This is a genomic window from Pseudomonas sp. B10 (genome assembly GCF_900156235.1).
GTDB classification, from domain to species: domain Bacteria; phylum Pseudomonadota; class Gammaproteobacteria; order Pseudomonadales; family Pseudomonadaceae; genus Aquipseudomonas; species Aquipseudomonas siliginis.
Window position 1 is genome coordinate 1652345 of the sequence record NZ_LT707063.1, and the last position, 18806, is coordinate 1671150.

Annotated in this window: 20 protein-coding genes; 11 read left to right on the top strand and 9 right to left on the bottom strand. The window is 60.7% G+C overall.

Annotated features, from left to right (window positions below):
- The first annotated feature begins 145 nt into the window (after positions 1-145).
- Positions 146-1033, top strand: coding sequence for a protease HtpX (gene htpX / locus BXA01_RS07325; RefSeq protein ID WP_007908619.1), 888 nt, complete (start codon positions 146-148; stop codon positions 1031-1033).
- A gap of 174 nt (positions 1034-1207) precedes the next feature.
- Here the strand turns inward: htpX and BXA01_RS07330 are convergent, their stop codons facing one another.
- On the bottom strand, positions 1208-1861 hold the full coding sequence (locus BXA01_RS07330) for a thiopurine S-methyltransferase (protein WP_076563718.1): 654 nt from the start codon (positions 1859-1861) through the stop codon (positions 1208-1210).
- Positions 1862-1964: 103 nt separating this feature from the next.
- Here BXA01_RS07330 and BXA01_RS07335 point away from each other — a divergent pair, with 103 nt between their 5' ends.
- A complete protein-coding gene (locus BXA01_RS07335) occupies positions 1965-2732 on the top strand; it encodes a DODA-type extradiol aromatic ring-opening family dioxygenase (protein ID WP_076563719.1) in 768 nt (255 codons plus the stop codon).
- Between the two features lie 115 nt (positions 2733-2847).
- Here the strand turns inward: BXA01_RS07335 and BXA01_RS07340 are convergent, their stop codons facing one another.
- Positions 2848-4521 carry a DEAD/DEAH box helicase gene (locus BXA01_RS07340; protein WP_016770859.1) on the bottom strand — a complete coding sequence of 558 codons (1674 nt, stop codon included), beginning with the start codon at positions 4519-4521 and terminating at the stop codon, positions 2848-2850.
- Positions 4522-4940: 419 nt separating this feature from the next.
- On the opposite strand from BXA01_RS07340, the gene BXA01_RS07345 reads away from it, so the two are divergent.
- The gene (locus BXA01_RS07345) at positions 4941-5732 is read left to right on the top strand and encodes a crotonase/enoyl-CoA hydratase family protein (RefSeq protein WP_076563720.1); all 792 of its coding nucleotides are present in this window, start codon (positions 4941-4943) and stop codon (positions 5730-5732) included.
- A 109-nt stretch (positions 5733-5841) separates the two neighbouring features.
- On the opposite strand, the gene BXA01_RS07350 is transcribed toward BXA01_RS07345, so the two are convergent.
- Positions 5842-6597, bottom strand: a complete 756-nt coding sequence (locus tag BXA01_RS07350) for a spermidine synthase (protein ID WP_024013768.1) — start codon at positions 6595-6597, stop codon at positions 5842-5844.
- Positions 6598-6748: 151 nt separating this feature from the next.
- On the opposite strand from BXA01_RS07350, the gene BXA01_RS07355 reads away from it, so the two are divergent.
- On the top strand, positions 6749-8095 hold the full coding sequence (locus BXA01_RS07355; RefSeq protein WP_038861070.1) for a class II 3-deoxy-7-phosphoheptulonate synthase: 1347 nt from the start codon (positions 6749-6751) through the stop codon (positions 8093-8095).
- Positions 8096-8226: 131 nt separating this feature from the next.
- Here the strand turns inward: BXA01_RS07355 and BXA01_RS07360 are convergent, their stop codons facing one another.
- A complete protein-coding gene (locus BXA01_RS07360; RefSeq protein WP_076563721.1) occupies positions 8227-9453 on the bottom strand; it encodes a winged helix-turn-helix domain-containing protein in 1227 nt (408 codons plus the stop codon).
- A gap of 64 nt (positions 9454-9517) precedes the next feature.
- Positions 9518-9739, bottom strand: a complete 222-nt coding sequence (locus BXA01_RS07365; RefSeq protein ID WP_016770864.1) for a DUF1127 domain-containing protein — start codon at positions 9737-9739, stop codon at positions 9518-9520.
- Between the two features lie 97 nt (positions 9740-9836).
- Between BXA01_RS07365 and BXA01_RS07370 the strand changes: the two genes are divergently transcribed.
- Complete coding sequence (locus BXA01_RS07370; protein ID WP_172834029.1) at positions 9837-10691, top strand: LysR substrate-binding domain-containing protein; 855 nt, start codon at positions 9837-9839, stop codon at positions 10689-10691.
- Here BXA01_RS07370 and BXA01_RS07375 read toward each other — a convergent pair.
- A complete protein-coding gene (locus BXA01_RS07375) occupies positions 10681-11427 on the bottom strand; it encodes a sulfite exporter TauE/SafE family protein (RefSeq protein ID WP_442961893.1) in 747 nt (248 codons plus the stop codon). The two genes, BXA01_RS07370 and BXA01_RS07375, sit on opposite strands and share 11 nt — an antisense overlap.
- 111 nt (positions 11428-11538) lie before the next feature.
- On the opposite strand from BXA01_RS07375, the gene BXA01_RS07380 reads away from it, so the two are divergent.
- The 4 genes from BXA01_RS07380 to BXA01_RS07395 all read left to right on the top strand — a co-directional run bounded on the left by BXA01_RS07380 (position 11539) and on the right by BXA01_RS07395 (position 14835).
- Positions 11539-12495, top strand: a complete 957-nt coding sequence (locus BXA01_RS07380) for a LysR substrate-binding domain-containing protein (RefSeq protein WP_016770867.1) — start codon at positions 11539-11541, stop codon at positions 12493-12495.
- 76 nt (positions 12496-12571) lie between these two features.
- Positions 12572-13027, top strand: coding sequence for a MarR family winged helix-turn-helix transcriptional regulator (locus BXA01_RS07385; protein ID WP_024013772.1), 456 nt, complete (start codon positions 12572-12574; stop codon positions 13025-13027).
- A gap of 341 nt (positions 13028-13368) precedes the next feature.
- Positions 13369-13788 carry an organic hydroperoxide resistance protein gene (locus tag BXA01_RS07390; RefSeq protein ID WP_007940002.1) on the top strand — a complete coding sequence of 140 codons (420 nt, stop codon included), beginning with the start codon at positions 13369-13371 and terminating at the stop codon, positions 13786-13788.
- A 36-nt stretch (positions 13789-13824) separates the two neighbouring features.
- A complete protein-coding gene (locus BXA01_RS07395; RefSeq protein WP_076563724.1) occupies positions 13825-14835 on the top strand; it encodes an alpha/beta hydrolase in 1011 nt (336 codons plus the stop codon).
- Positions 14836-15013: 178 nt separating this feature from the next.
- On the opposite strand, the gene BXA01_RS07400 is transcribed toward BXA01_RS07395, so the two are convergent.
- Both BXA01_RS07400 and earP read right to left on the bottom strand, forming a co-directional pair.
- A complete protein-coding gene (locus tag BXA01_RS07400) occupies positions 15014-15583 on the bottom strand; it encodes an elongation factor P (protein ID WP_003226785.1) in 570 nt (189 codons plus the stop codon).
- Positions 15584-15631: 48 nt separating this feature from the next.
- Positions 15632-16774 (bottom strand): elongation factor P maturation arginine rhamnosyltransferase EarP, encoded by a 1143-nt coding sequence (gene earP / locus BXA01_RS07405; RefSeq protein ID WP_076563725.1) that lies wholly within the window; start codon positions 16772-16774, stop codon positions 15632-15634.
- A gap of 125 nt (positions 16775-16899) precedes the next feature.
- Between earP and BXA01_RS07410 the strand changes: the two genes are divergently transcribed.
- Together BXA01_RS07410 and BXA01_RS07415 are read left to right on the top strand one after the other, a co-directional pair.
- Positions 16900-17316, top strand: a complete 417-nt coding sequence (locus tag BXA01_RS07410) for a hypothetical protein (RefSeq protein ID WP_056788478.1) — start codon at positions 16900-16902, stop codon at positions 17314-17316.
- Between the two features lie 2 nt (positions 17317-17318).
- Complete coding sequence (locus BXA01_RS07415; RefSeq protein ID WP_024013776.1) at positions 17319-17801, top strand: GreA/GreB family elongation factor; 483 nt, start codon at positions 17319-17321, stop codon at positions 17799-17801.
- Positions 17802-17810: 9 nt separating this feature from the next.
- On the opposite strand, the gene cysB is transcribed toward BXA01_RS07415, so the two are convergent.
- Positions 17811-18785: an HTH-type transcriptional regulator CysB gene (gene cysB / locus BXA01_RS07420; RefSeq protein WP_016770873.1), complete on the bottom strand. Its 975-nt coding sequence runs from the start codon at positions 18783-18785 to the stop codon at positions 17811-17813.
- Positions 18786-18806: the final 21 nt, after the last annotated feature.

Below are 18806 nucleotides of genomic sequence, written 5' to 3' on the forward strand. Positions count from 1 at the left end.
GGAATCGAGGGTGGGAATTTTCTTTTTCCTCAAGAAACCGCTGTAGGACACAGTTTGAAATAGTCACTCGGTTGAATAGCCCGGTGCCGCACCTTATATACCCCGCAGTACGCTACATCTTTAGCTTGAGGAGAGTTCTACAACCATGATGCGCATCCTGCTGTTTTTGGCCACTAACCTGGCGGTCGTGCTGATAGCCAGCATCACCCTGAGCCTGTTCGGCTTCAACGGGTTCATGGCGGCCAACGGGGTCGACCTCGACCTCAGTCAGCTGCTGGTCTTCTGTGCGGTCTTTGGTTTCGCCGGCTCGCTGTTCTCGCTGTTCATCTCCAAGTGGATGGCGAAGATGAGCACCGGTACGCAAATCATCAGCCAGCCACGCACTCGTCATGAGCAATGGCTGTTGCAAACGGTCGAGCAATTGTCCCGCGAAGCCGGGATCAAGATGCCTGAAGTCGGGATTTTCCCGGCCTACGAAGCGAATGCTTTCGCTACCGGCTGGAACAAGAACGACGCGCTGGTCGCGGTCAGCCAGGGCCTGCTCGAGCGTTTCTCGCCCGATGAAGTGAAAGCCGTACTGGCCCACGAAATCGGGCACGTCGCCAACGGCGACATGGTCACGCTGGCGCTGATTCAGGGCGTGGTGAACACCTTTGTGATGTTCTTCGCGCGGATCATCGGCAACTTCGTCGACAAGGTCATCTTCAAGAACGAAGAAGGCCAGGGCATCGCCTATTACGTGGCGACCATCTTCGCCGAACTGGTGCTGGGCATCCTCGCCAGCGCAATCGTCATGTGGTTCTCGCGCAAGCGCGAATTCCGTGCCGACGAAGCCGGCGCCCGCCTGGCCGGTACCAGCGCGATGATTGGTGCTCTGCAACGCCTGCGTGCCGAACAGGGCCTGCCGGTGCACATGCCCGACACCCTGAACGCCTTCGGCATCAACGGTGGCATCAAACAGGGCTTCGCCCGGATGTTCATGAGCCACCCGCCGCTGGAAGAGCGGATTGACGCACTGCGTCGTCGCGGTTGATTTGATCGCAATAAGAAAGAAGGCCCGCAGTGATGCGGGCCTTTTTTTGTATCTTCAGATCATGCGTTGTCAGCAAAGTCCCATTCGCGAGCAGGCTCGCTCACACCTTTGAAACGCATTCCCCTGTGGGAGCGAGCCTGCTCGCGAAGACGCCGGAGCTGCTAACAGAAAACCTCAGGCAGAAACCCGATAAACCCGCTCCACCAACCACTCAACCCCGCCCTGCAGAAACTTCGGGCTCTCAGCCAGAATGTCCCGCTCTTCCAGCTTCTCCACCTGCCAACCCTGGCCGAGCAATCGCTGCACCTCATCATCATTCACCGCAAACGGCGGTCCCGGGATCTGCGACTGATCGTAATCCAGGGTAATCACCAGCCCTTTCATCTCCGGCGCCAGCAACTGCTGCAGATGCGCCGCATAGCGCTGGCGCATCGCGTCCGGCAAGGCAATCAGCGCGGCGCGGTCATACAGCGCGGTGCAACCGGCAACATCCTCTGCCGTCAGCGCGAAAAAATCACCGCACCACAATTCGAACGCAACAGTGCGATAAACTTTGAATGCGCCCTGCTCGCTGATCTGCGGCTGCAATTGATGATCGCTGAAAAACTCCTCGACAGCCTTTTCCGCTAGCTCCACTCCAAGCACCTGATGTCCCTGCCCGGCAAGCCAGAGCAGGTCCAGACTCTTGCCGCACAGCGGCACCAGCACGCGTGCTGACGGTGCAATCGCCAGCTCCGGCCAATAGCGCTGCAAATACGGGTTGGCCTCGGACTGATGAAAGCCGATCTGGTTCGAATCCCATTTCTTGTACCAAAACTCAGGCTGCATGTATCACTCCCGAAAAACCGATGAAAGACCGCAGGAACTTATATTGGATTCAGATCGATGATCTGACTGAAGATGGTTCATCTTAGCGCTCAGGAGCCCGTCCATGTTGCCCAGCCTGTTTATCTCCCACGGTTCACCGATGCTGGCGCTGGAGCCCGGTGCCAGCGGCCCGGCACTGGCGCGACTGGCCGCCGAACTGCCGCGTCCCAACGCCATCGTCATCGTCTCTGCACACTGGGAAAGCCAGGAACTGCTGGTCAGCAGCCACCCGCATCCGGAAACCTGGCACGACTTCGGCGGTTTCCCCCGTGCGCTGTTTGAAGTTCAGTACCCGGCCCCGGGTAATCCGCAACTGGCCGCAGAGGTGGCTGAGCGGTTGAACACCAATGACCTGCCGGCTCGGCTCGATCCGCAACGACCGTTCGATCATGGTGTCTGGGTGCCACTGTCGTTGATGTATCCGCAAGCCGACATTCCGGTGGTGCAGGTTTCGTTGCCGAGTCGCGGCGGACCGGCGTTGCAGACCCGGGTTGGCCGTGCGCTGGCGAGCCTGCGCGAACACGGCATTCTGTTGATCGGCTCCGGCAGCATCACCCACAACCTCCGCGAGCTGGACTGGCATGCCGGCCCGGAAAGCATTGAACCGTGGGCGCGAGATTTTCGTGACTGGATGATCGACAAACTGGCGGCCGACGATGAAACGGCGCTGCATGATTATCGCCAGCAGGCGCCGAATGCCGTGCGCAGTCACCCGAGTGATGAGCATTTGTTGTCGTTGTATTTTGCTCGCGGTGCTGGCGGGGTTTTCAGCGTGGCGCATCAGGGTTTCACGATGGGGGCGCTGGGTATGGATATTTATCGCTTCGGCTGACGTCATCGCTGGCAAGCCAGCTCCCACAAGGTGTTGTGTCGCCCGATGAACAGGCAAAAAAATCCCCGAACCAGTCGGGGATTTTTTATGTTCGATCAATCAGCCCGAGGGCGGATCAATCTTCGCGGTAGCGACGCAGCTTGAGCTGCTTACCGGCCACGCGAGTGTCCTTCAGCTTGGTCAGGAGTTTTTCCAGACCTTCTTCCGGCAGCTCGACGAGGCTGAAGCTGTCACGCACCTGGATGCGACCGATCGCTTCACGGGCCAGACCGCCTTCGTTGAGGATGGCGCCCAGCAGGTTTTTCGCAGCGATACCGTCACGCGCACCCAGCGCGGTACGGCAACGAGCACGGCCTTCGCCCAAAGGCATTGGCGCGCGACGCTCGCGGTCACCACGATCAGGACGATCACCGGAACGCTCAGGACGGTCGCCACGCGGTGCGTTGTTCGGCACCAGTGGACGTTCCTTCTCGATCGCGGCCAGGTTCAGCGCTTGACCATTGGTAGCTTTGCGCAGCAGCGCAGCAGCCAGAGCACGCGGGGTGCAACCGATGTCGGCGGTCAAGCGGTCGAGCAGCTCACCGTGAGTCGATTCGGCATCAGCAACCAGCGGCGAAAGGCTGTTGGTCAGTTTCTTGATGCGTGCATCGAGAACGGCTTGAGCGTCTGGCAGGCGTACTTCGGCAACTTTCTGACCAGTTACGCGCTCGATCACTTGCAGCATGCGGCGCTCACGTGGAGTCACCAGCAGCAGTGCACGACCTTCGCGACCGGCACGGCCGGTACGGCCGATACGGTGCACGTAGGACTCTGGGTCGTACGGCATGTCAACGTTGAACACGTGAGTGATGCGCGGAACGTCCAGACCACGGGCAGCAACGTCGGTCGCGACAACGATGTCCAGACGACCATCCTTCAGCGAGTCGATCACGCGCTCACGCTGGTTCTGGGCGATGTCACCGTTCAACGCGGCGGCTTTGTAGCCTTTGGCGTCGAGGGCGCTGGCCAGGTCCAGGGTCGCTTGCTTGGTGCGCACGAACATGATCAGGGCGTCGAAGTCTTCGACTTCCAGCAGGCTGAGTACGGCCGAGGTTTTCTGGTCAGCGTGAACCAACAGGTGAGCCTGTTCGATCGCGGTAACGGTCTGGGTCTTGGTCTGGATCTTGACGTGTTGCGGATCGCGCAGGTGGCGTTCGGCAATGGCGCGGATCGACTGCGGCAGGGTCGCCGAGAACAGCACGGTCTGGCGGGTCGATGGCAGAGCCTTGAAGATGACTTCCAGGTCATCCATGAAGCCCAGCTTCAACATTTCGTCAGCTTCGTCGAGAACCAGATGGTTCACAGTCGACAGGACTTTCTCGTCGCGACGCAGGTGGTCGCACAGACGACCCGGAGTAGCGACAACAATCTGTGCGCCATTACGGATTGCCTTGAGTTGCGGGCCCATCGGCGCGCCGCCGTAGACAGCCACGACGGTGACGCCTGGCATTTGCTTGGCGTAGGTTTCAAAAGCGGTTGCTACTTGCAGCGCCAACTCTCGGGTCGGCGCCAGGATCAGGGCTTGCGGTTCGCGCTTGGCAGGATCGATGCGGTGCAGAATAGGCAGTGCGAACGCGGCGGTTTTACCGGTACCGGTTTGCGCCTGGCCAATCATGTCCTGGCCGGCCATGATGATCGGGATCGATTGCTGCTGAATCGCCGAAGGCTCTTCGTAGCCAGTCGCTGCGACGGCTGCAAGAATATTCGGGTTGAGATTAAAAGCGGCGAATCCGCCGGTTTCCTGGGTCATGGGTCTGCCTCTAAGTGCATCCGCAAAGACCCATGCTCCAAAGCTGCGCATGCCGTGTTGAGACTCAAGAGTCGCCCTGGCAGCTTTGTCGGCGGGGATTTGCGAAAACGAATGAATGAAGATGAATCGTCAAGGAAGAGCCCGCAATGCGGACGTGCAGCCGAAGCTGACTTCGGGAAATGCGCTACCTAAACGCGGCCCGGTTAAAGGCCGGCGCGCACTATACCGGATTTCGCCCGAAAAGGGAGCTTTTTTTGTGGCCCTTATCCGTGTGTCACCGCCGTGTAACGGGGTTTTGCGGATAATCGCGCAACGGTCTATTTTGCAAAGGCCCGGCCCTGCGGGCGATGACGCTTAAACGGTTCACCGACCTGCGGCAAAGCGCCGCGCACCCGCCCTTCCCGCTTGAGGATTTAGCCATGAATCAGCCCTGCGCCGGCCGCGTCAGCCGAGAACGTCGTGGTCATGTGCACTTGATCGGCCTCGATCGGGCGGCCAAGCGCAACGCTTTCGATATCGACCTGCTCAATGATCTGAGCCTGGCCTACGGCGAGTTCGAAGCCGACCGCGAAGCGCGGGTCGCCGTGGTGTTCGGCCACGGCGAACACTTCACCGCCGGGCTCGATCTGGTCAATGCCAGCGCAGCCCTGGCCGAAGGCTGGCAGGTTCCGACAGGCGGCTGCGATCCCTGGGGCGTTTTCGTCGGACCACGGGTAAGCAAGCCGGTGATTGTCGCCGCGCAGGGTTACTGCCTGACTATCGGCATCGAGCTGATGCTGGCGGCGGACATCAACCTGTGCGCGAGCAATACCCGCTTCGCGCAGATGGAAGTGCAGCGTGGGATCTTTCCGTTTGGCGGCGCGACTTTGCGCTTCCAGCAGATCGCCGGCTGGGGCAATGCGATGCGCTGGCTGCTCACCGGCGATGAGTTCGATGCCCACGATGCCTTGCATCTGGGCTTGGTCCAGGAAGTGATGGCCAGCGAAGACTTGCTGCCCCGCGCGATCGAGCTGGCCGAACGGATTGCCCGGCAGGCACCGCTGGGCGTGCAGGCGACCTTGATGTCAGCGAGACAGGCGCGTTATGAGGGTGAGACAGCGGCGGCGCAGGCGTTACCGGCGCTGGTGAAGAAGTTGCTCGCCACTGAGGATGCCCGGGAGGGGGTGCGATCGTTGGTGGAGCGGCGTCCGGGGATCTTCAAAGGCATCTGAAGATTCTGCTGCCTGTCAGGGCCTTTTCGCGAGCAGGCTCGCTCCCACAGGTCGAACGCATTTCAAATGTGGGAGCGAGCCTGCTCGCGAAGGGGGCGGTCCTGCCGGCTCAGGTCGCCGGGCGAATCGCGTTGATCAACGACTGCAACGAATACCCCAGCTGCGGCGCCAGCGCTTCGGCTCGTTGGGTCAGCGCCTGCATGTCCAGCGCCTGATCGAGATCCGCCGGAACGATCAGAATCACGTTGCCCTCCTTCACCGGCAATTCCCAGTAATGCCGGTGATAGAGGCCGCGCAGCAATGCCGCACCCAGTGGTTTGCCATCGTCGGTGGCCCACTGGTTGATCACCAGCCAGCCGCCCGGATTCAGGCGCTTCTGACAATCGCCGAGAAAGCTCCAGGCCAGATGCCCGACACCGGGGCCGACATCGGTATAGAGGTCGACGAAAATCAGATCCGCCGGCTCGGCAGTCGGCAACAGTTCAAGCGCATCACCGACGCGGATGTACAAACGCGGATCGTCATCCAGGCCGAGATATTCGATGGCCAGGCGCGGCACGTCCGGGCGCAGTTCGATGGCTTCGACGTCTTCCAGCGGCAGAAACTTCAGGCAAGCCTGGGTCAGCGTGCCCGCGCCCAAACCGAGAAACAGCGCGCTCTCCGGCTGCTCGTGGCACAGCGCGCCGATCAGCATGGCGCGGGTGTAGTCGTACTCCAGCCAGCTCGGGTCGGCAGTGAACACGCAGCTCTGCTCGATCGCATCGCCGAACTCGAGAAAGCGGTAATCGGCCACTTCCAGCACGCGAATCACGCCGAACTCATCCTGTACTTCGGCGAGCAGATGCTCGACGCGCTCCTCAGTCATTTCGTCTCCTGATGGTCACCGGGCGCGGTGACGCGATGGCACCGCTGTGGCGCCGTGGCAAAGCGGCGATTGTCGGCGATGGGGCGGGAGCAGGTCACGCACTAATTGCTGCTAACATGGCGCTTCCCTGCGTACGAACTTCGAGACCGTGATGAGCCAACCGTGGAGCCCTGACAGCTGGCGCGCCCTGCCGATCCAGCAACAACCGCAATACCCCGACGCCGCGCACCTGCGCCAGGTCGAGCAGACCCTGGCCAGCTATCCGCCGCTGGTGTTCGCCGGCGAAGCGCGCGAGCTGCGCCGCCAGTTCGCCGAAGTCACCCAGGGTCGCGCGTTTCTGTTGCAGGGCGGCGATTGCGCGGAAAGCTTCGCTGAATTCTCCGCAGCGAAGATTCGCGACACCTTTAAAGTGTTGCTGCAGATGGCGATCGTCATGACCTTCGCCGCTGGCTGCCCGGTGGTCAAGGTCGGGCGCATGGCCGGTCAGTTCGCCAAGCCGCGTTCGGCCAACGACGAAACCATCGGCGGCGTGACCCTGCCGGCCTACCGTGGCGACATCGTCAACGGCATCGGCTTCGACGAAAAGAGCCGCGTGCCGGATCCGGAGCGTTTGCTGCAGTCCTATCATCAGTCAACGGCGACTCTGAATCTGTTGCGCGCTTTCGCCCAGGGTGGTTTTGCCGACCTGCACCAAGTGCACAAGTGGAACCTGGATTTCATCGCCAACTCGGCGCTGGCCGAGAAGTACAGCCACCTCGCCGACCGCATCGATGAAACCCTCGCGTTCATGCGCGCCTGCGGCATGGACAGCTCGCCGCAACTGCGCGAAACCAGTTTCTTCACTGCCCACGAAGCGTTGCTGCTGAATTACGAAGAAGCCTTCGTCCGCCGCGACAGCCTGACCAACGATTACTACGATTGCTCGGCGCACATGCTGTGGATCGGCGACCGCACGCGTCAGCTCGACGGCGCGCATGTCGAATTCCTGCGCGGGGTGAACAACCCGATCGGCGTCAAGGTCGGCCCGAGCATGAACCCCGACGACCTGATCCGCCTGATCGACGTGCTCAACCCGGACAACGATCCGGGCCGTTTGAACCTGATCGCGCGGATGGGTGCGAACAAGGTCGGCGATCATCTGCCGGCACTGATCCGCGCGGTCCAGCGCGAAGGCAAGCAAGTGCTGTGGAGCTCCGACCCGATGCACGGCAACACCATCAAGGCCAGCAGCGGCTACAAGACCCGTGACTTCGCGCAGATCCTGGGCGAGGTGAAGCAGTTCTTCCAGGTGCACGAAGCGGAAGGCAGTTATGCCGGCGGCATTCATATCGAGATGACCGGACAGAACGTCACCGAGTGCATCGGCGGCGCGCGGCCGATTACCGAGGATGGCTTGTCCGATCGTTATCACACCCACTGTGATCCGCGGATGAATGCCGACCAGTCGCTGGAATTGGCGTTTTTGATTGCCGAGACCCTGAAGCAAGTCCGGCGATGAGGTTGGCGTTCTTTATTGCCTGAACTGGCCTCTTCGCGGGCAAGCCCGCTCCCACAGGGTTCGTGTCGTATGCAATTTATGTATCCGGCACAGAACCTGTGGGAGTCTGGCTTGCCAGCGATGGCGTCAGCTCAGTCGCACCCGATCTGCGCCAATGCCACCCCAAGCCGAGCTGCACTCTCCCGTCGACAATTCAACTGCACCCGCTCAAGCCCCAGCCAACCCGCCATCCGCCGCAAATTCAGCGCCAGCGCCAGCATGCCCTCCTCGTCCAGTCCCGATTCTTCCTCATGCACCGCATGCACCGCCAACTGCCCTGCCGCCCGTTCGGCACGCAGATCAACCCGCGCGGCGATCCGCTCATTGTGCAAAAACGGCAGCACGTAATAGCCATACACCCGCTTGGGCTGCGGTGTGTAAATCTCCAGACGATAGCGGAAATCGAACAAACGCTCGGTGCGGCTGCGCTCCCAGATCAGCGAATCGAACGGCGACAGCAGCGCACTGGCAATGACCTTGCGCGGCACTTTGGGCTCCGGCAGGCAATAGGCGATCTGCCGCCAGTCGGCGACTTCACACATCTGCAATTGACCAGCTTCAACCAACTCAGCCAGACGCGGCCGAGCATCCGCGGGGCTCAGGCGAAAGTAATCGCGCAGGTCTTTTTCCGTACCAACGCCCAATGCTTGCACCGCATGCAAGAGCAAACCGCGTTGCGCCTCGGCCTCGTCCGGCGTGGGCTGTTGCAGGATCGCAGCAGGAATCACCCGCTCGGGCAAATCGTACAAGCGCTCGAAACCGCGTCGCCCCGCCACTGTGACCTCACCGGCGGCGAACAACCATTCCAGCGCATGTTTCTCGGCACTCCAGTCCCACCATGGCCCGGCCTTGTCTTCGCGGGTCGACAGACTGCCGGCGCCAAGCGCACCCCGCTCCTCTACCGCAGTCAGCACACGGCGAATGGTGTCCTGTTGTTCGCGACCGAACTTTGCCAATTGCTGGTAGATATCCTCGCCTCGTCTGGCCCGCTGCATGCGCCAGCCCAGCAACGGGTACATCGACAGCGGCAACAGCGACGCTTCGTGGCCCCAATATTCGAACAGCGTGCGCCGCCGGCCCGCACTCCAGGCAGCCTGGTCGAGCAAGTCAGAGGGATAGCAACCGAGACGGGAAAACAGCGGCAGGTAGTGCGAGCGCACCACGGCATTGACGGAATCGATTTGCAGCAGGCCCAGCCGTTCGATCAGCCGGTTGAGATGACTGGCATTGACGGTCGGCGGCTGGCGCCCGTTGAACCCTTGGGCGGCCAGCGCCAGACGTCGCGCCTGTTTGAGGGAAAAGGACACTGTCGCGGGCATTTATTCCTCCATGTCTGCTCGCAACCTACCTCACCTGAAAGGGGTTTGTGTAGCGATAGCCTCATCATTTATGCATCGGGTCGTCCCAGAACGGCCGCACGGTTTCATGCTCGACATCGGCGCGGCTGATGCCGATGTCCTTCAGCGCCTCATCGCTCAAACCGGCGAGCATTTCCCGTTCACGATGCAGCTCATACCAGCGGCTGAATTTGTGCAGCAGATCGGACACGATATGGCCGTGGCCGGACAGCTGTTCTTGGCTTGCATACTCTCTTTGACCTTTCATCGTCTTGCCTCCTTTTGTGGATGGCTCAAGTCTCTCGCCGGCGCTAAGATCAATCCAACGAATGTTTCTGATGGCATGCATCACGGAGATTCATCAATTGTCCGCCTACCCCAGTATCGATACCGATGTCCTGCGCACCTTTGTCGCGATTGCCGATCAGGGCGGTTTCACCCGTGCTGGCGAGATGGTCAACCGCACCCAGTCGGCGGTGAGCATGCAGATGAAACGCCTGGAAGAAGACGTGTTGCAGCGCCAGCTGTTCGAGCGCGATGGACGCCAGGTGCGCCTGACGGCAGAAGGCCAGGTGCTGCTCGGTTATGCACGGCGCATCCTCAAACTGCACAGTGAGGTGTTCAACACCCTGCGCGAGCCGCACATGGTCGGCACCGTGCGCATCGGTACGCCGGATGATTATGTGATGCGTTTCCTGCCGGGAATCCTCTCGCGGTTCGCGCAGTTCTATCCGCTGATCCAGATCGAAGTGCATTGCGAATCGACCAAACAACTGTTGCAACGCACCGATCTGGACTTGTCGATCGTCACCCGTGAGCCGGGCAACGAGATCGGCCAGTTGCTGCGCAAGGAGCGCTTTGTCTGGGCCGAGGCGCAGAACTTCAGCGCCCACGAACAGATGCCGCTGCCCCTGGCAATGTTCAACAGTGATTGTTTCTGCCGCCTGTGGGCGTGCAATGCGCTCGACGCGATGGGCCGCGATTACCGCATCGCCTACAACAGCAGCAGCCTGTCGGCGCTGATGGCCGTGGTCAGCGCAGGGCTGGCGATCACCGCGCAACTGGAAAGCCTGATTACCCCGGACATGCGCATCCTTGGCGCCGCCGAAGACCTGCCGCTGCTGCCCGAGGCGAGCATCATGCTGATCCGCAATCTGAACAACCCGTCGCCGATCACCGAGTGCCTGGCCGAGCACATCGTCGAGGGCTTCAAACTTTAAACGCGAGCATCACCGCACACAGCACGAGGAAGCCGCAAAACAGCCCACGCAGAATTTTTTCCGGCGTGGCGTGGGCAACTTTCACGCCCCAACTGATGCTGAGCAGACCTCCGACCGCCAGCGGCAGACCGATCATCCAGTCGACTTCGTGGTGCACCGCGTAAGTCACCAGCGTTACGCCAGTGCTCGGCAAGGCCAGCGCCAGCGACAAGCCCTGAGCGACCACTTGGCTGGTGCCGAACAGGCTGGTCAGCACCGGCGTCGCCACCACCGCGCCGCCGACGCCGAACAGACCGCCCATGGTCCCCGAGGCGGCGCCGAGCACGCCCAGCCACGGCCACGAATAGCGCATCTCGGCAGTCGGCGCTGGGCGCGGGCCAAACATTTTCAATAGATTGTAGGCCGACAGCGCCACCAGAAAGGCAACAAACCCGATGCGCATGGTTTGCGCGTCGATGCCCACCGCCCAGATCGAGCCGAGCCAGGCAAAGCAGAAACCCATCACTGCCAGCGGCAGCGCATGGCGCAATTCGATGCGATTGCGCTGGTGATAACGCCACAGCGCCAGCATCACGTTCGGTACTACCATCACCAGCGCCGTACCTTGGGCGATCTGCTGATCAAGCCCAAACCAAACACCAAGCAACGGAATCGCGATCAAGCCACCGCCAATGCCAAAAATCCCGCCCAATGTGCCAAGGGCGGCGCCGAACAGCAGGTACAACAGAAAATCCATCACAACGGTAATCCTCTAACGACAGGCAACCAATGCTACGCACTCGCGCCTAGCGGGGAAACGCATAGCAACGCACAATGGCTGTGCCGATTTTGCACAAGCGTGGTCTCCATGAATCCCAACCAATTGACCGATCAGCTCGGCCTGTTTCTCGATGTGCTGGAGAGTGGCAGCTTTTCTGCCGCTTCGCGCCGCCATCCGCTGACGCCTTCCGCCGTGGCGCGGCGCATCGATAGCCTGGAAAGTGCCGTCGGCAGTCAGCTGTTCGTGCGCAGCACCCATGCCGTGCTGCCGACTTCGGCCGGTCTGGCCTTTGCCGAGCGGGCGCGCCGGATCATCGCCGAGTTGCAACTGGCGCGTGCCGAAGCGGTGTCGTTAAGCAGCGCACCGGAAGGCCTGATCCGCATCGATGCGCCAGCAGCCTTCGGGCGGCGGCATCTGGCGCCGGTGATTGCCGATTTTCTCCTGCTGTATCCAGGACTGGATGTGCAGATGCACCTGATCGACAGCTTCAGCGACATGGCCGGCAGCAGCCTGGGCAAGGTCGATCTGGTGCTGCGTACCGGCCAGTTGGCTGACTCGCGCCTGGTCGCCACGCCATTGGCGAGCATGGTCCGCGTCGCCTGCGCCAGCCCTGACTATCTCAAGCAGCGCGGCGTGCCCGAGCATCCGGCGCAGTTGAGCGAACACGACGGGCTCGACTGGGAAGGCCTCGCGCCGCCCTTTGCCTGGAAATTCGAAGTGGACGGGCAAATGCAACTGCACCGGCCATCGCGGGTACGCCTGAGCGCCAACAATGCCGAAGCCCTGGCGTGTGGCGCGGCGGCGGGTCTGGGCGTCGCACACCTGCCGACCTGGCTGGCCAGCGAATACCTGCTGCGTGGCGAACTGGTGCCACTGTTCTGCGAAAATGGCCTGCCGCCGCCGGAGTCCACCGGCATTTACGCGCTGCGCATGGAACAGCAGGTCCATTCGCGCAGTCGGTTGTTGCTGGAATACCTGAAAACCCGCTTCAGCCCGGTGCCGCCGTGGGATCTGGCGCTGCAACGGCAATTCGCCCGGCACTGACGCCGGACATATTTATCTGGCGCCTTAAAGATTCGAGCGCTAGATTAAAAAACGATCAACGATCAAGGCTTTGACAATGACTTGCGAACGCGACAACTGCGACGACCTGCTGCTCGACAATCAGGCGTGCTTCGCCCTGCACTCGACCTCGCTGATGATGACCAAGGTCTACAAGCCGCTGTTGCAGGCGCTTGGCCTGACCTATCCGCAGTACCTGGCGATGATGGTGTTGTGGGAGAAGGACGGTTTGACTGTCGGAGAAATCAGCGCACGCCTGCTCACCGATCCGGGCTCGCTGACGCCATTGCTCAAGCGTCTGGAAGCCGAAGGCCTGCTCAGCCGCACCCGCAGTCGCGAAGATGAGCGGGTGGTGATTGTCGAACTGACCGCAGCAGGCCGCGCCTTGCGTGACAAGGCGCAGACCGTGCCGCAGTGCATTCTTGGCGCCAGTGGCTTCACCCTGGAGCGTCTGCAGAAGTTGCAGGCCGAGCTGCAAGCGCTGCGCGGGCATCTGCAAGACAGCCTGACCTGATCCTCATTTCCGAGCACAACACTGTCCCTGTGGGAGCGGGCTTGCCCGCGATGGCGACCTGTCAGCCGACATCATTTTGACTGACACTCCGTCTTCGCGGGCAAGCCCGCTCCCACACTAATTTTCAACGCCAACAAAAAATATTTTCCACGCCTGAATTTCCTCGCCAAGCGCTCTAGATCAAGCCTTACATTCCCCTTCCATCGGTCGCCCTCAAGCAAAACGCGCTTCTTTTCGAAAATTTATCTTGCGCACTAAACATTAGCGCTATACATTCTCTTCACACCTACTTAGCGCGCAAACAATTAGCGCACAAAACCACAACCAATGAGGCTCACACCATGCAAACTCTCTACACCGCAATCGCAACTTCCACTGGCGGCCGTGACGGTCGTGCGATCTCCAGCGACAACGTACTCGACGTCAAACTGGCCACCCCAAAAGAACTCGGCGGTGCTGGCGGTGCGGCGACCAACCCTGAGCAACTGTTCGCTGCCGGTTACTCGGCCTGCTTCATCGGCGCACTGAAATTCGTCGCCAGCCAGACCAAGCGCAAGATTCCTGACGACGCGTCGATCACCGCCCATGTCGGCATCGGCCAGATCCCTGGCGGTTTCGGTCTGGACATCGATTTGCACATCAGCCTGCCAGGCCTGGAACAAGCCGATGCGCAGTCGCTGGTCGACGCCGCTCACCAGGTCTGCCCGTACTCCAACGCCACCCGTGGCAACGTCGATGTGCGTCTGCACGTAACCGTGTAATCACTCAAGTCTCCGGCCCGAACAAGGAAATTGAACATGAACACTTTCAGCAAAGTCTTGACCGGTACCCTTCTCGCCCTGTCGGTACACAGCGCTTTCGCCGGTGATGTCGAACACAACACCCAGGCATTCCTCGATGCGCTGAATTCAGGCAGCGGCAAGCCGATCGAGCAGCTGTCGCCCAAGGATGCCCGCGCCGTGCTGGTCGGCGCGCAGTCCGGGGTCAAGTTGACGTTGCCCAAAGCCGATGTCAGCGAGAAGACCATCCAGGTCGATGGTCAACCGCTGAGCCTGACCATCGTCCGGCCGGCCGGGGTCAAGGGTGAGCTGCCGGTGTTCATGTTCTTCCACGGCGGCGGCTGGGTGCTGGGAGACTTCCCGACTCACGAACGTCTGGTGCGCGATCTCGTGGTCGGTTCGGGGGCGGCGGCGGTGTTCGTCAATTACACCCCTTCGCCGGAAGCGCATTACCCGGTGGCGATCAACCAGGCCTACGCTGCGACCAAATGGGTGGCAGAACACGGTAAAGAGATCAATGTCGACAGCAAGCGCCTGGCCGTGGCCGGCAACAGCGTCGGCGGCAACATGGCCGCAGTGGTTGCGCTGATGGCCAAGGACAAGGGCACCCCGGCGATCAAATTCCAGGTGCTGCTGTGGCCGGTGACCGATGCCAACTTCGACACCGGTTCGTACAACCAGTACGCCGAAGGGCACTTCCTCACCCGCAACATGATGAAGTGGTTCTGGGACAACTACACCACCGACGCCAAGCAGCGTAACGAGATCTACGCTTCACCGCTGCGCGCCACCACCGCGCAACTCAAAGGTCTGCCGCCTGCACTGGTGCAGACTGCCAGCGCCGACGTGCTGCGTGATGAAGGTGAAGCTTACGCACGCAAACTCGACGAGGCCGGGGTTCCGGTAACGTCGGTGCGCTACAACGGCATGATTCACGATTACGGTTTGCTCAACGTGGTCAGCCAGGTGCCTGCGGTGCGGTCGGCGATGTTGCAGGCGTCTGAAGAACTGAAGCAACACTTGAAGTAACCACCGTCCCATTGTGGGAGCGAGCCTGCTCGCGAAAGCGTCCCGTCAGACAGCGCGTCATTGAATGACACACCGCATTCGCGAGCAGGCTCGCTCCCACAGGGTTCCGAGTGTTTCTTACAGGCACAAAAAAACCCGACTCAATGGTCGGGTTTTTTCTTTCCGCAAAAAGCAGTGCTTATTTCGCACGGCCTTTGTAGGAACCGCCTTCGCGGGTATCGATCTCGATCATGTCGCCGATTTCGATGAAGTCGGCAACCGACAGCTCGGTACCGTTCTTCAGTTTGGCAGGCTTCATCACCTTGCCGGAAGTGTCACCGCGAGCGGAGCCTTCGGTGTAGTCAACCTGACGCACGATGGTGGTCGGCAGCTCTACGGAAACCAGACGCTCTTCGAAGAACACGGCTTCGCAAACGTCGGTCATGCCTTCTTCAACGAAAGGCAGAACGCTTTCGATGTCTTCGGCGTTCAGCTCGTACATGGTGTAGTCAGTGGTGTCCATGAACGTGTAAGTGTCACCGCTGATGAACGACAGGGTGGCTTCTTTACGATCCAGGATCACGTCGTCCAGTTTGTCGTCCGCACCGTAAACGGTTTCGGTCTTGTAACCGGTCAGCAGGTTCTTCAGCTTGGTCTTCATGATCGCGCTGTTACGGCCCGACTTGGTGAATTCAGCTTTCTGAACCAGCCAAGGATCGTTGTCGATACGGATCACGGTACCGGGTTTGAGTTCTTTACCAGTTTTCATTGCGAATATCCGAATTTGGATGGGATTTACAAAAATCTAGGCCGCGTATCATATCCAATTTACATAAAACTGTACCAGCGCCGTGGCAAGATCCGCCTGCAAGGCCTGTTCCAGACACCATGCCTCGGCGTTTTTCTCGAGTTCCGGCCAATGATTTCGCGCCGCCAGCCAGTGCTCACCGATCGGTTGCCCGGCGCTCCACGCTCGCCACAGACCGTTCATCGCCTGCGCCGCAGCGGGCGAAAGGCCGTGAGTGTAGAGCGCGAGGAAAGCGTCGAGCTTGTCCAGATGGATGTCGTCGTCCTGCTGATAGATGTGCCAGAGCATCGGCCGCCCCGCCCATTGCGCGCGCACGAATGAATCTTCACCGCGCACCGCGTTGAAATCGCAGCACCAGAGCAGATGGTCGTATTGGTCCTGCCGAACGAACGGCAGCACCTGCACGGTGAGCGAATCGCGCACGTGAATCGCGCCGACCGTCAGGGTTTCCACCTCCAGCCAGCGCGCCACATCGCCGAGAATCCGCCCTTCCGGCACCAGCAGGTGAGTCGGCCGCGCATCGGCCGCCAGCACGTCCAGCCAACTGGCCAGCCCGGGGTTTTCATAAGCAAACAGCGAGATCAGTTGCGCGTCCGGAGCAGGATCGATACCCAAGGCTTGCAGGAAATGTCGCTGGGCCGGCCGATCCTGCTGAAACTGCCGACGCTGTTCGAGCAGTCCCCGTTCGCACAGCAGGCCACCGGTGCCCGGTTTGAAGCCTGGAAAGAAAAAGAACTTCTGCACCGTTTTGTATTTTACCGACGGCAAGCCGTGGCAGCCGGTGACCCAGTCTTCGGCGCTGAGATAATCGAGGTTGAGCCACAGCGGCGGCGTTTCCCGCGCGGCCATGCTGTCCATGTAATCAGTGGGCAACTGACAGGCGAAGGCGGCGATGACTACGTCGGCCGCCTCGGCGTGCGGCCATTCGCTCGGCCACTGACGCACCTCGACGCCCTGCTGCCATTGCTGCGCAAGATCGACATCGATCTCAGGACAGAGGCGCTCGAACGCGCGCAGATCATCCACCCACAGGCGCACCGGCAAGGCATGTTCGGCCACCAGTTGCCGGGCCAGGCGCCAGGTCACGCCGATGTCGCCGAAGTTATCGACCACGGTGCAGAAAATGTCCCAGCGGGGTTTCGCTTCAGGCATGCCGTTCTCCCGTTGGCAAAAAACCTCGATTGTCCGCATAAATACGCTCGCGCAGAAGAGCCGACGGCGATTAATCTTCGTGCGACAATCGCCGCTTGCCCGCAACCATCCGCCAGGAGGCCGCCATGCCCTACCGTCCCAATCCCCGTCGTCCCTTGCCTGTTCAGCTTAGCGCGCTGCATCTGACCGGCAGCATTGCGCTGGGCCTGTGGCTGGGGTTCCTGGCGATTGCGCTGACGTGCTGGCTGCTTTCGCGCTTTATCTTTCCCGAGCAACTGGCCCCTGTCGCGCAAGCGGTGCAGCAGCGCGTCAATCCCCCGGCTGTGGCGCCCGTGCAGGTTCAGCCGGACATTCCGCCGCAAAGTCCGCTGTTCCAACAGTACGAAGAAAACCTGCGCAAGAATGAACAGCAGGCCCGACTGGATCAGGCGCGCGCCAATTCGCGTAATGCGTCCAATCCGAAATGCCAGTTCTGGCTGCAGCAGGACCAGACCGCGCCGACCGAAAAGAGCCGCGCCAACGTTTTGCAATTCTGCGATTGATCATGAACAAACACAGCGTCCACCAGTTGATTCTCGACAAGCTGCGCATCGACCTCGACATCGCCGAGCGCGCCGCGCAAACCGCTTACGAAACCGCAACTCACGAAGAAAACATCGCCGAAAACAAATACGACACGCTGGGGCTGGAGGCGTCGTATCTGGCGGCGGGTCAGGCGAAGCGGGTTGAGGAAATCCGTCAGTCACTGGCGCTATGTCAGAACCTGACGTTGCGTGCCTACGATGAAAATCGCGGCATTGAAGTCGGCGCCCTGCTCGGCCTGGAGGACGAAAAGGGTCGCGAGCAATGGCTGTTTCTGGCGCCGGATGCGGCGGGGCTGAAAGTCGACGTGGTGGGTCAGCCGATCACCGTCATCACCCCGCGCTCGCCGCTGGGCAAAAGTCTGCTGGGCAAGTTCGCGGGCGATGAGGTAGAGATTCTGGTGGCGGGCACCCGGCAACAATTTGCTGTCACCGAGGTGCTCTGAAGCGGGTGCTTAGTGAACGGGCAGTTCGACGCCGTCGAACAGCTCTTCCAGCTCTTGCTTGTTGTGGCACTGAATGGCCTTGGCCATGACTTCGCGGGTCAGGTGCGGGGCGAATTTCTCGATGAAGTCGCACATGAAGCCGCGCAGGAAGGTGCCACGACGGAAACCGATCTTGGTGATGCTCGACTCGAACAACTCGCTGGCATCCAGCACCACCAGGTCGTTATCGAGTTTGGTATCGACCGCCATTTTAGCCACGATGCCCACGCCCAGCCCCAGACGCACGTAGGTTTTGATCACGTCGGCGTCAGCAGCGGTGAACACCACTTTCGGCGTCAGGCCACGATGGCTGAAGGCTTCGTCGAGCTTGGAACGGCCGGTGAAACCGAACACGTAAGTAACAATCGGATATTCGGCCAGCGCTTCGAGGGTCAGCTTCGGCAGCTTGGTCAGCGGGTGGCCGTGGGGTACAACCACGCAGCGGTTCCAGCGATAGCACGGCATCATCACCAGATCGCCGAACAGCTCCAGCGCTTCAGTGGCAATGGCGAAATCGACCGTGCCGTCAGCGGCCATTTCGGCGATCTGCATCGGCGAGCCCTGATGCATGTGCAGGGCCACGTCCGGGTATTGCTTGATGAAATTGCTGATCACCGGCGGCAGGGCATAACGCGCCTGGGTGTGGGTGGTGGCGATCGACAGGGTGCCCTTTTTCTCGTTGGAGAATTCCTGGGCAATCTGCTTGATGCTTTCGACTTTGCGCAGAATCTCGCCGGCGGTGGTGATGATGCGCTCGCCGGCCGGGGTGACGCGGGTCAGGTGCTTGCCACTGCGGGCGAAGACTTCGACGCCCAGTTCATCTTCCAGCAGGCGGATCTGCTTACTGATACCCGGTTGCGAGGTGTACAGGCTTTGAGCGGTAGCGGAAACGTTGAGGTCGTGGTGCGCCACTTCCCAGATGTAGCGCAGTTGTTGAAGCTTCATATCAATCCCTCAAAGCAGGTA

Bases quoted from the DNA above. Each gene is read 5' to 3' on its own strand.
- htpX (WP_007908619.1), top strand. From the start codon at position 146: ATGATGCGCATCCTGCTGTTTTTGGCCACTAACCTGGCGGTCGTGCTG.
- BXA01_RS07330 (WP_076563718.1), bottom strand. From the start codon at position 1,861: ATGCAGCCTGAGTTTTGGTACAAGAAATGGGATTCGAACCAGATCGGC.
- BXA01_RS07335 (WP_076563719.1), top strand. From the start codon at position 1,965: ATGTTGCCCAGCCTGTTTATCTCCCACGGTTCACCGATGCTGGCGCTG.
- BXA01_RS07340 (WP_016770859.1), bottom strand. From the start codon at position 4,521: ATGACCCAGGAAACCGGCGGATTCGCCGCTTTTAATCTCAACCCGAAT.
- BXA01_RS07345 (WP_076563720.1), top strand. From the start codon at position 4,941: ATGAATCAGCCCTGCGCCGGCCGCGTCAGCCGAGAACGTCGTGGTCAT.
- BXA01_RS07350 (WP_024013768.1), bottom strand. From the start codon at position 6,597: ATGACTGAGGAGCGCGTCGAGCATCTGCTCGCCGAAGTACAGGATGAG.
- BXA01_RS07355 (WP_038861070.1), top strand. From the start codon at position 6,749: ATGAGCCAACCGTGGAGCCCTGACAGCTGGCGCGCCCTGCCGATCCAG.
- BXA01_RS07360 (WP_076563721.1), bottom strand. From the start codon at position 9,453: ATGCCCGCGACAGTGTCCTTTTCCCTCAAACAGGCGCGACGTCTGGCG.
- BXA01_RS07365 (WP_016770864.1), bottom strand. From the start codon at position 9,739: ATGAAAGGTCAAAGAGAGTATGCAAGCCAAGAACAGCTGTCCGGCCAC.
- BXA01_RS07375 (WP_442961893.1), bottom strand. From the start codon at position 11,427: ATGGATTTTCTGTTGTACCTGCTGTTCGGCGCCGCCCTTGGCACATTG.
- BXA01_RS07380 (WP_016770867.1), top strand. From the start codon at position 11,539: ATGAATCCCAACCAATTGACCGATCAGCTCGGCCTGTTTCTCGATGTG.
- BXA01_RS07385 (WP_024013772.1), top strand. From the start codon at position 12,572: ATGACTTGCGAACGCGACAACTGCGACGACCTGCTGCTCGACAATCAG.
- BXA01_RS07390 (WP_007940002.1), top strand. From the start codon at position 13,369: ATGCAAACTCTCTACACCGCAATCGCAACTTCCACTGGCGGCCGTGAC.
- BXA01_RS07395 (WP_076563724.1), top strand. From the start codon at position 13,825: ATGAACACTTTCAGCAAAGTCTTGACCGGTACCCTTCTCGCCCTGTCG.
- BXA01_RS07400 (WP_003226785.1), bottom strand. From the start codon at position 15,583: ATGAAAACTGGTAAAGAACTCAAACCCGGTACCGTGATCCGTATCGAC.
- earP (WP_076563725.1), bottom strand. From the start codon at position 16,774: ATGCCTGAAGCGAAACCCCGCTGGGACATTTTCTGCACCGTGGTCGAT.
- BXA01_RS07410 (WP_056788478.1), top strand. From the start codon at position 16,900: ATGCCCTACCGTCCCAATCCCCGTCGTCCCTTGCCTGTTCAGCTTAGC.
- BXA01_RS07415 (WP_024013776.1), top strand. From the start codon at position 17,319: ATGAACAAACACAGCGTCCACCAGTTGATTCTCGACAAGCTGCGCATC.
- cysB (WP_016770873.1), bottom strand. From the start codon at position 18,785: ATGAAGCTTCAACAACTGCGCTACATCTGGGAAGTGGCGCACCACGAC.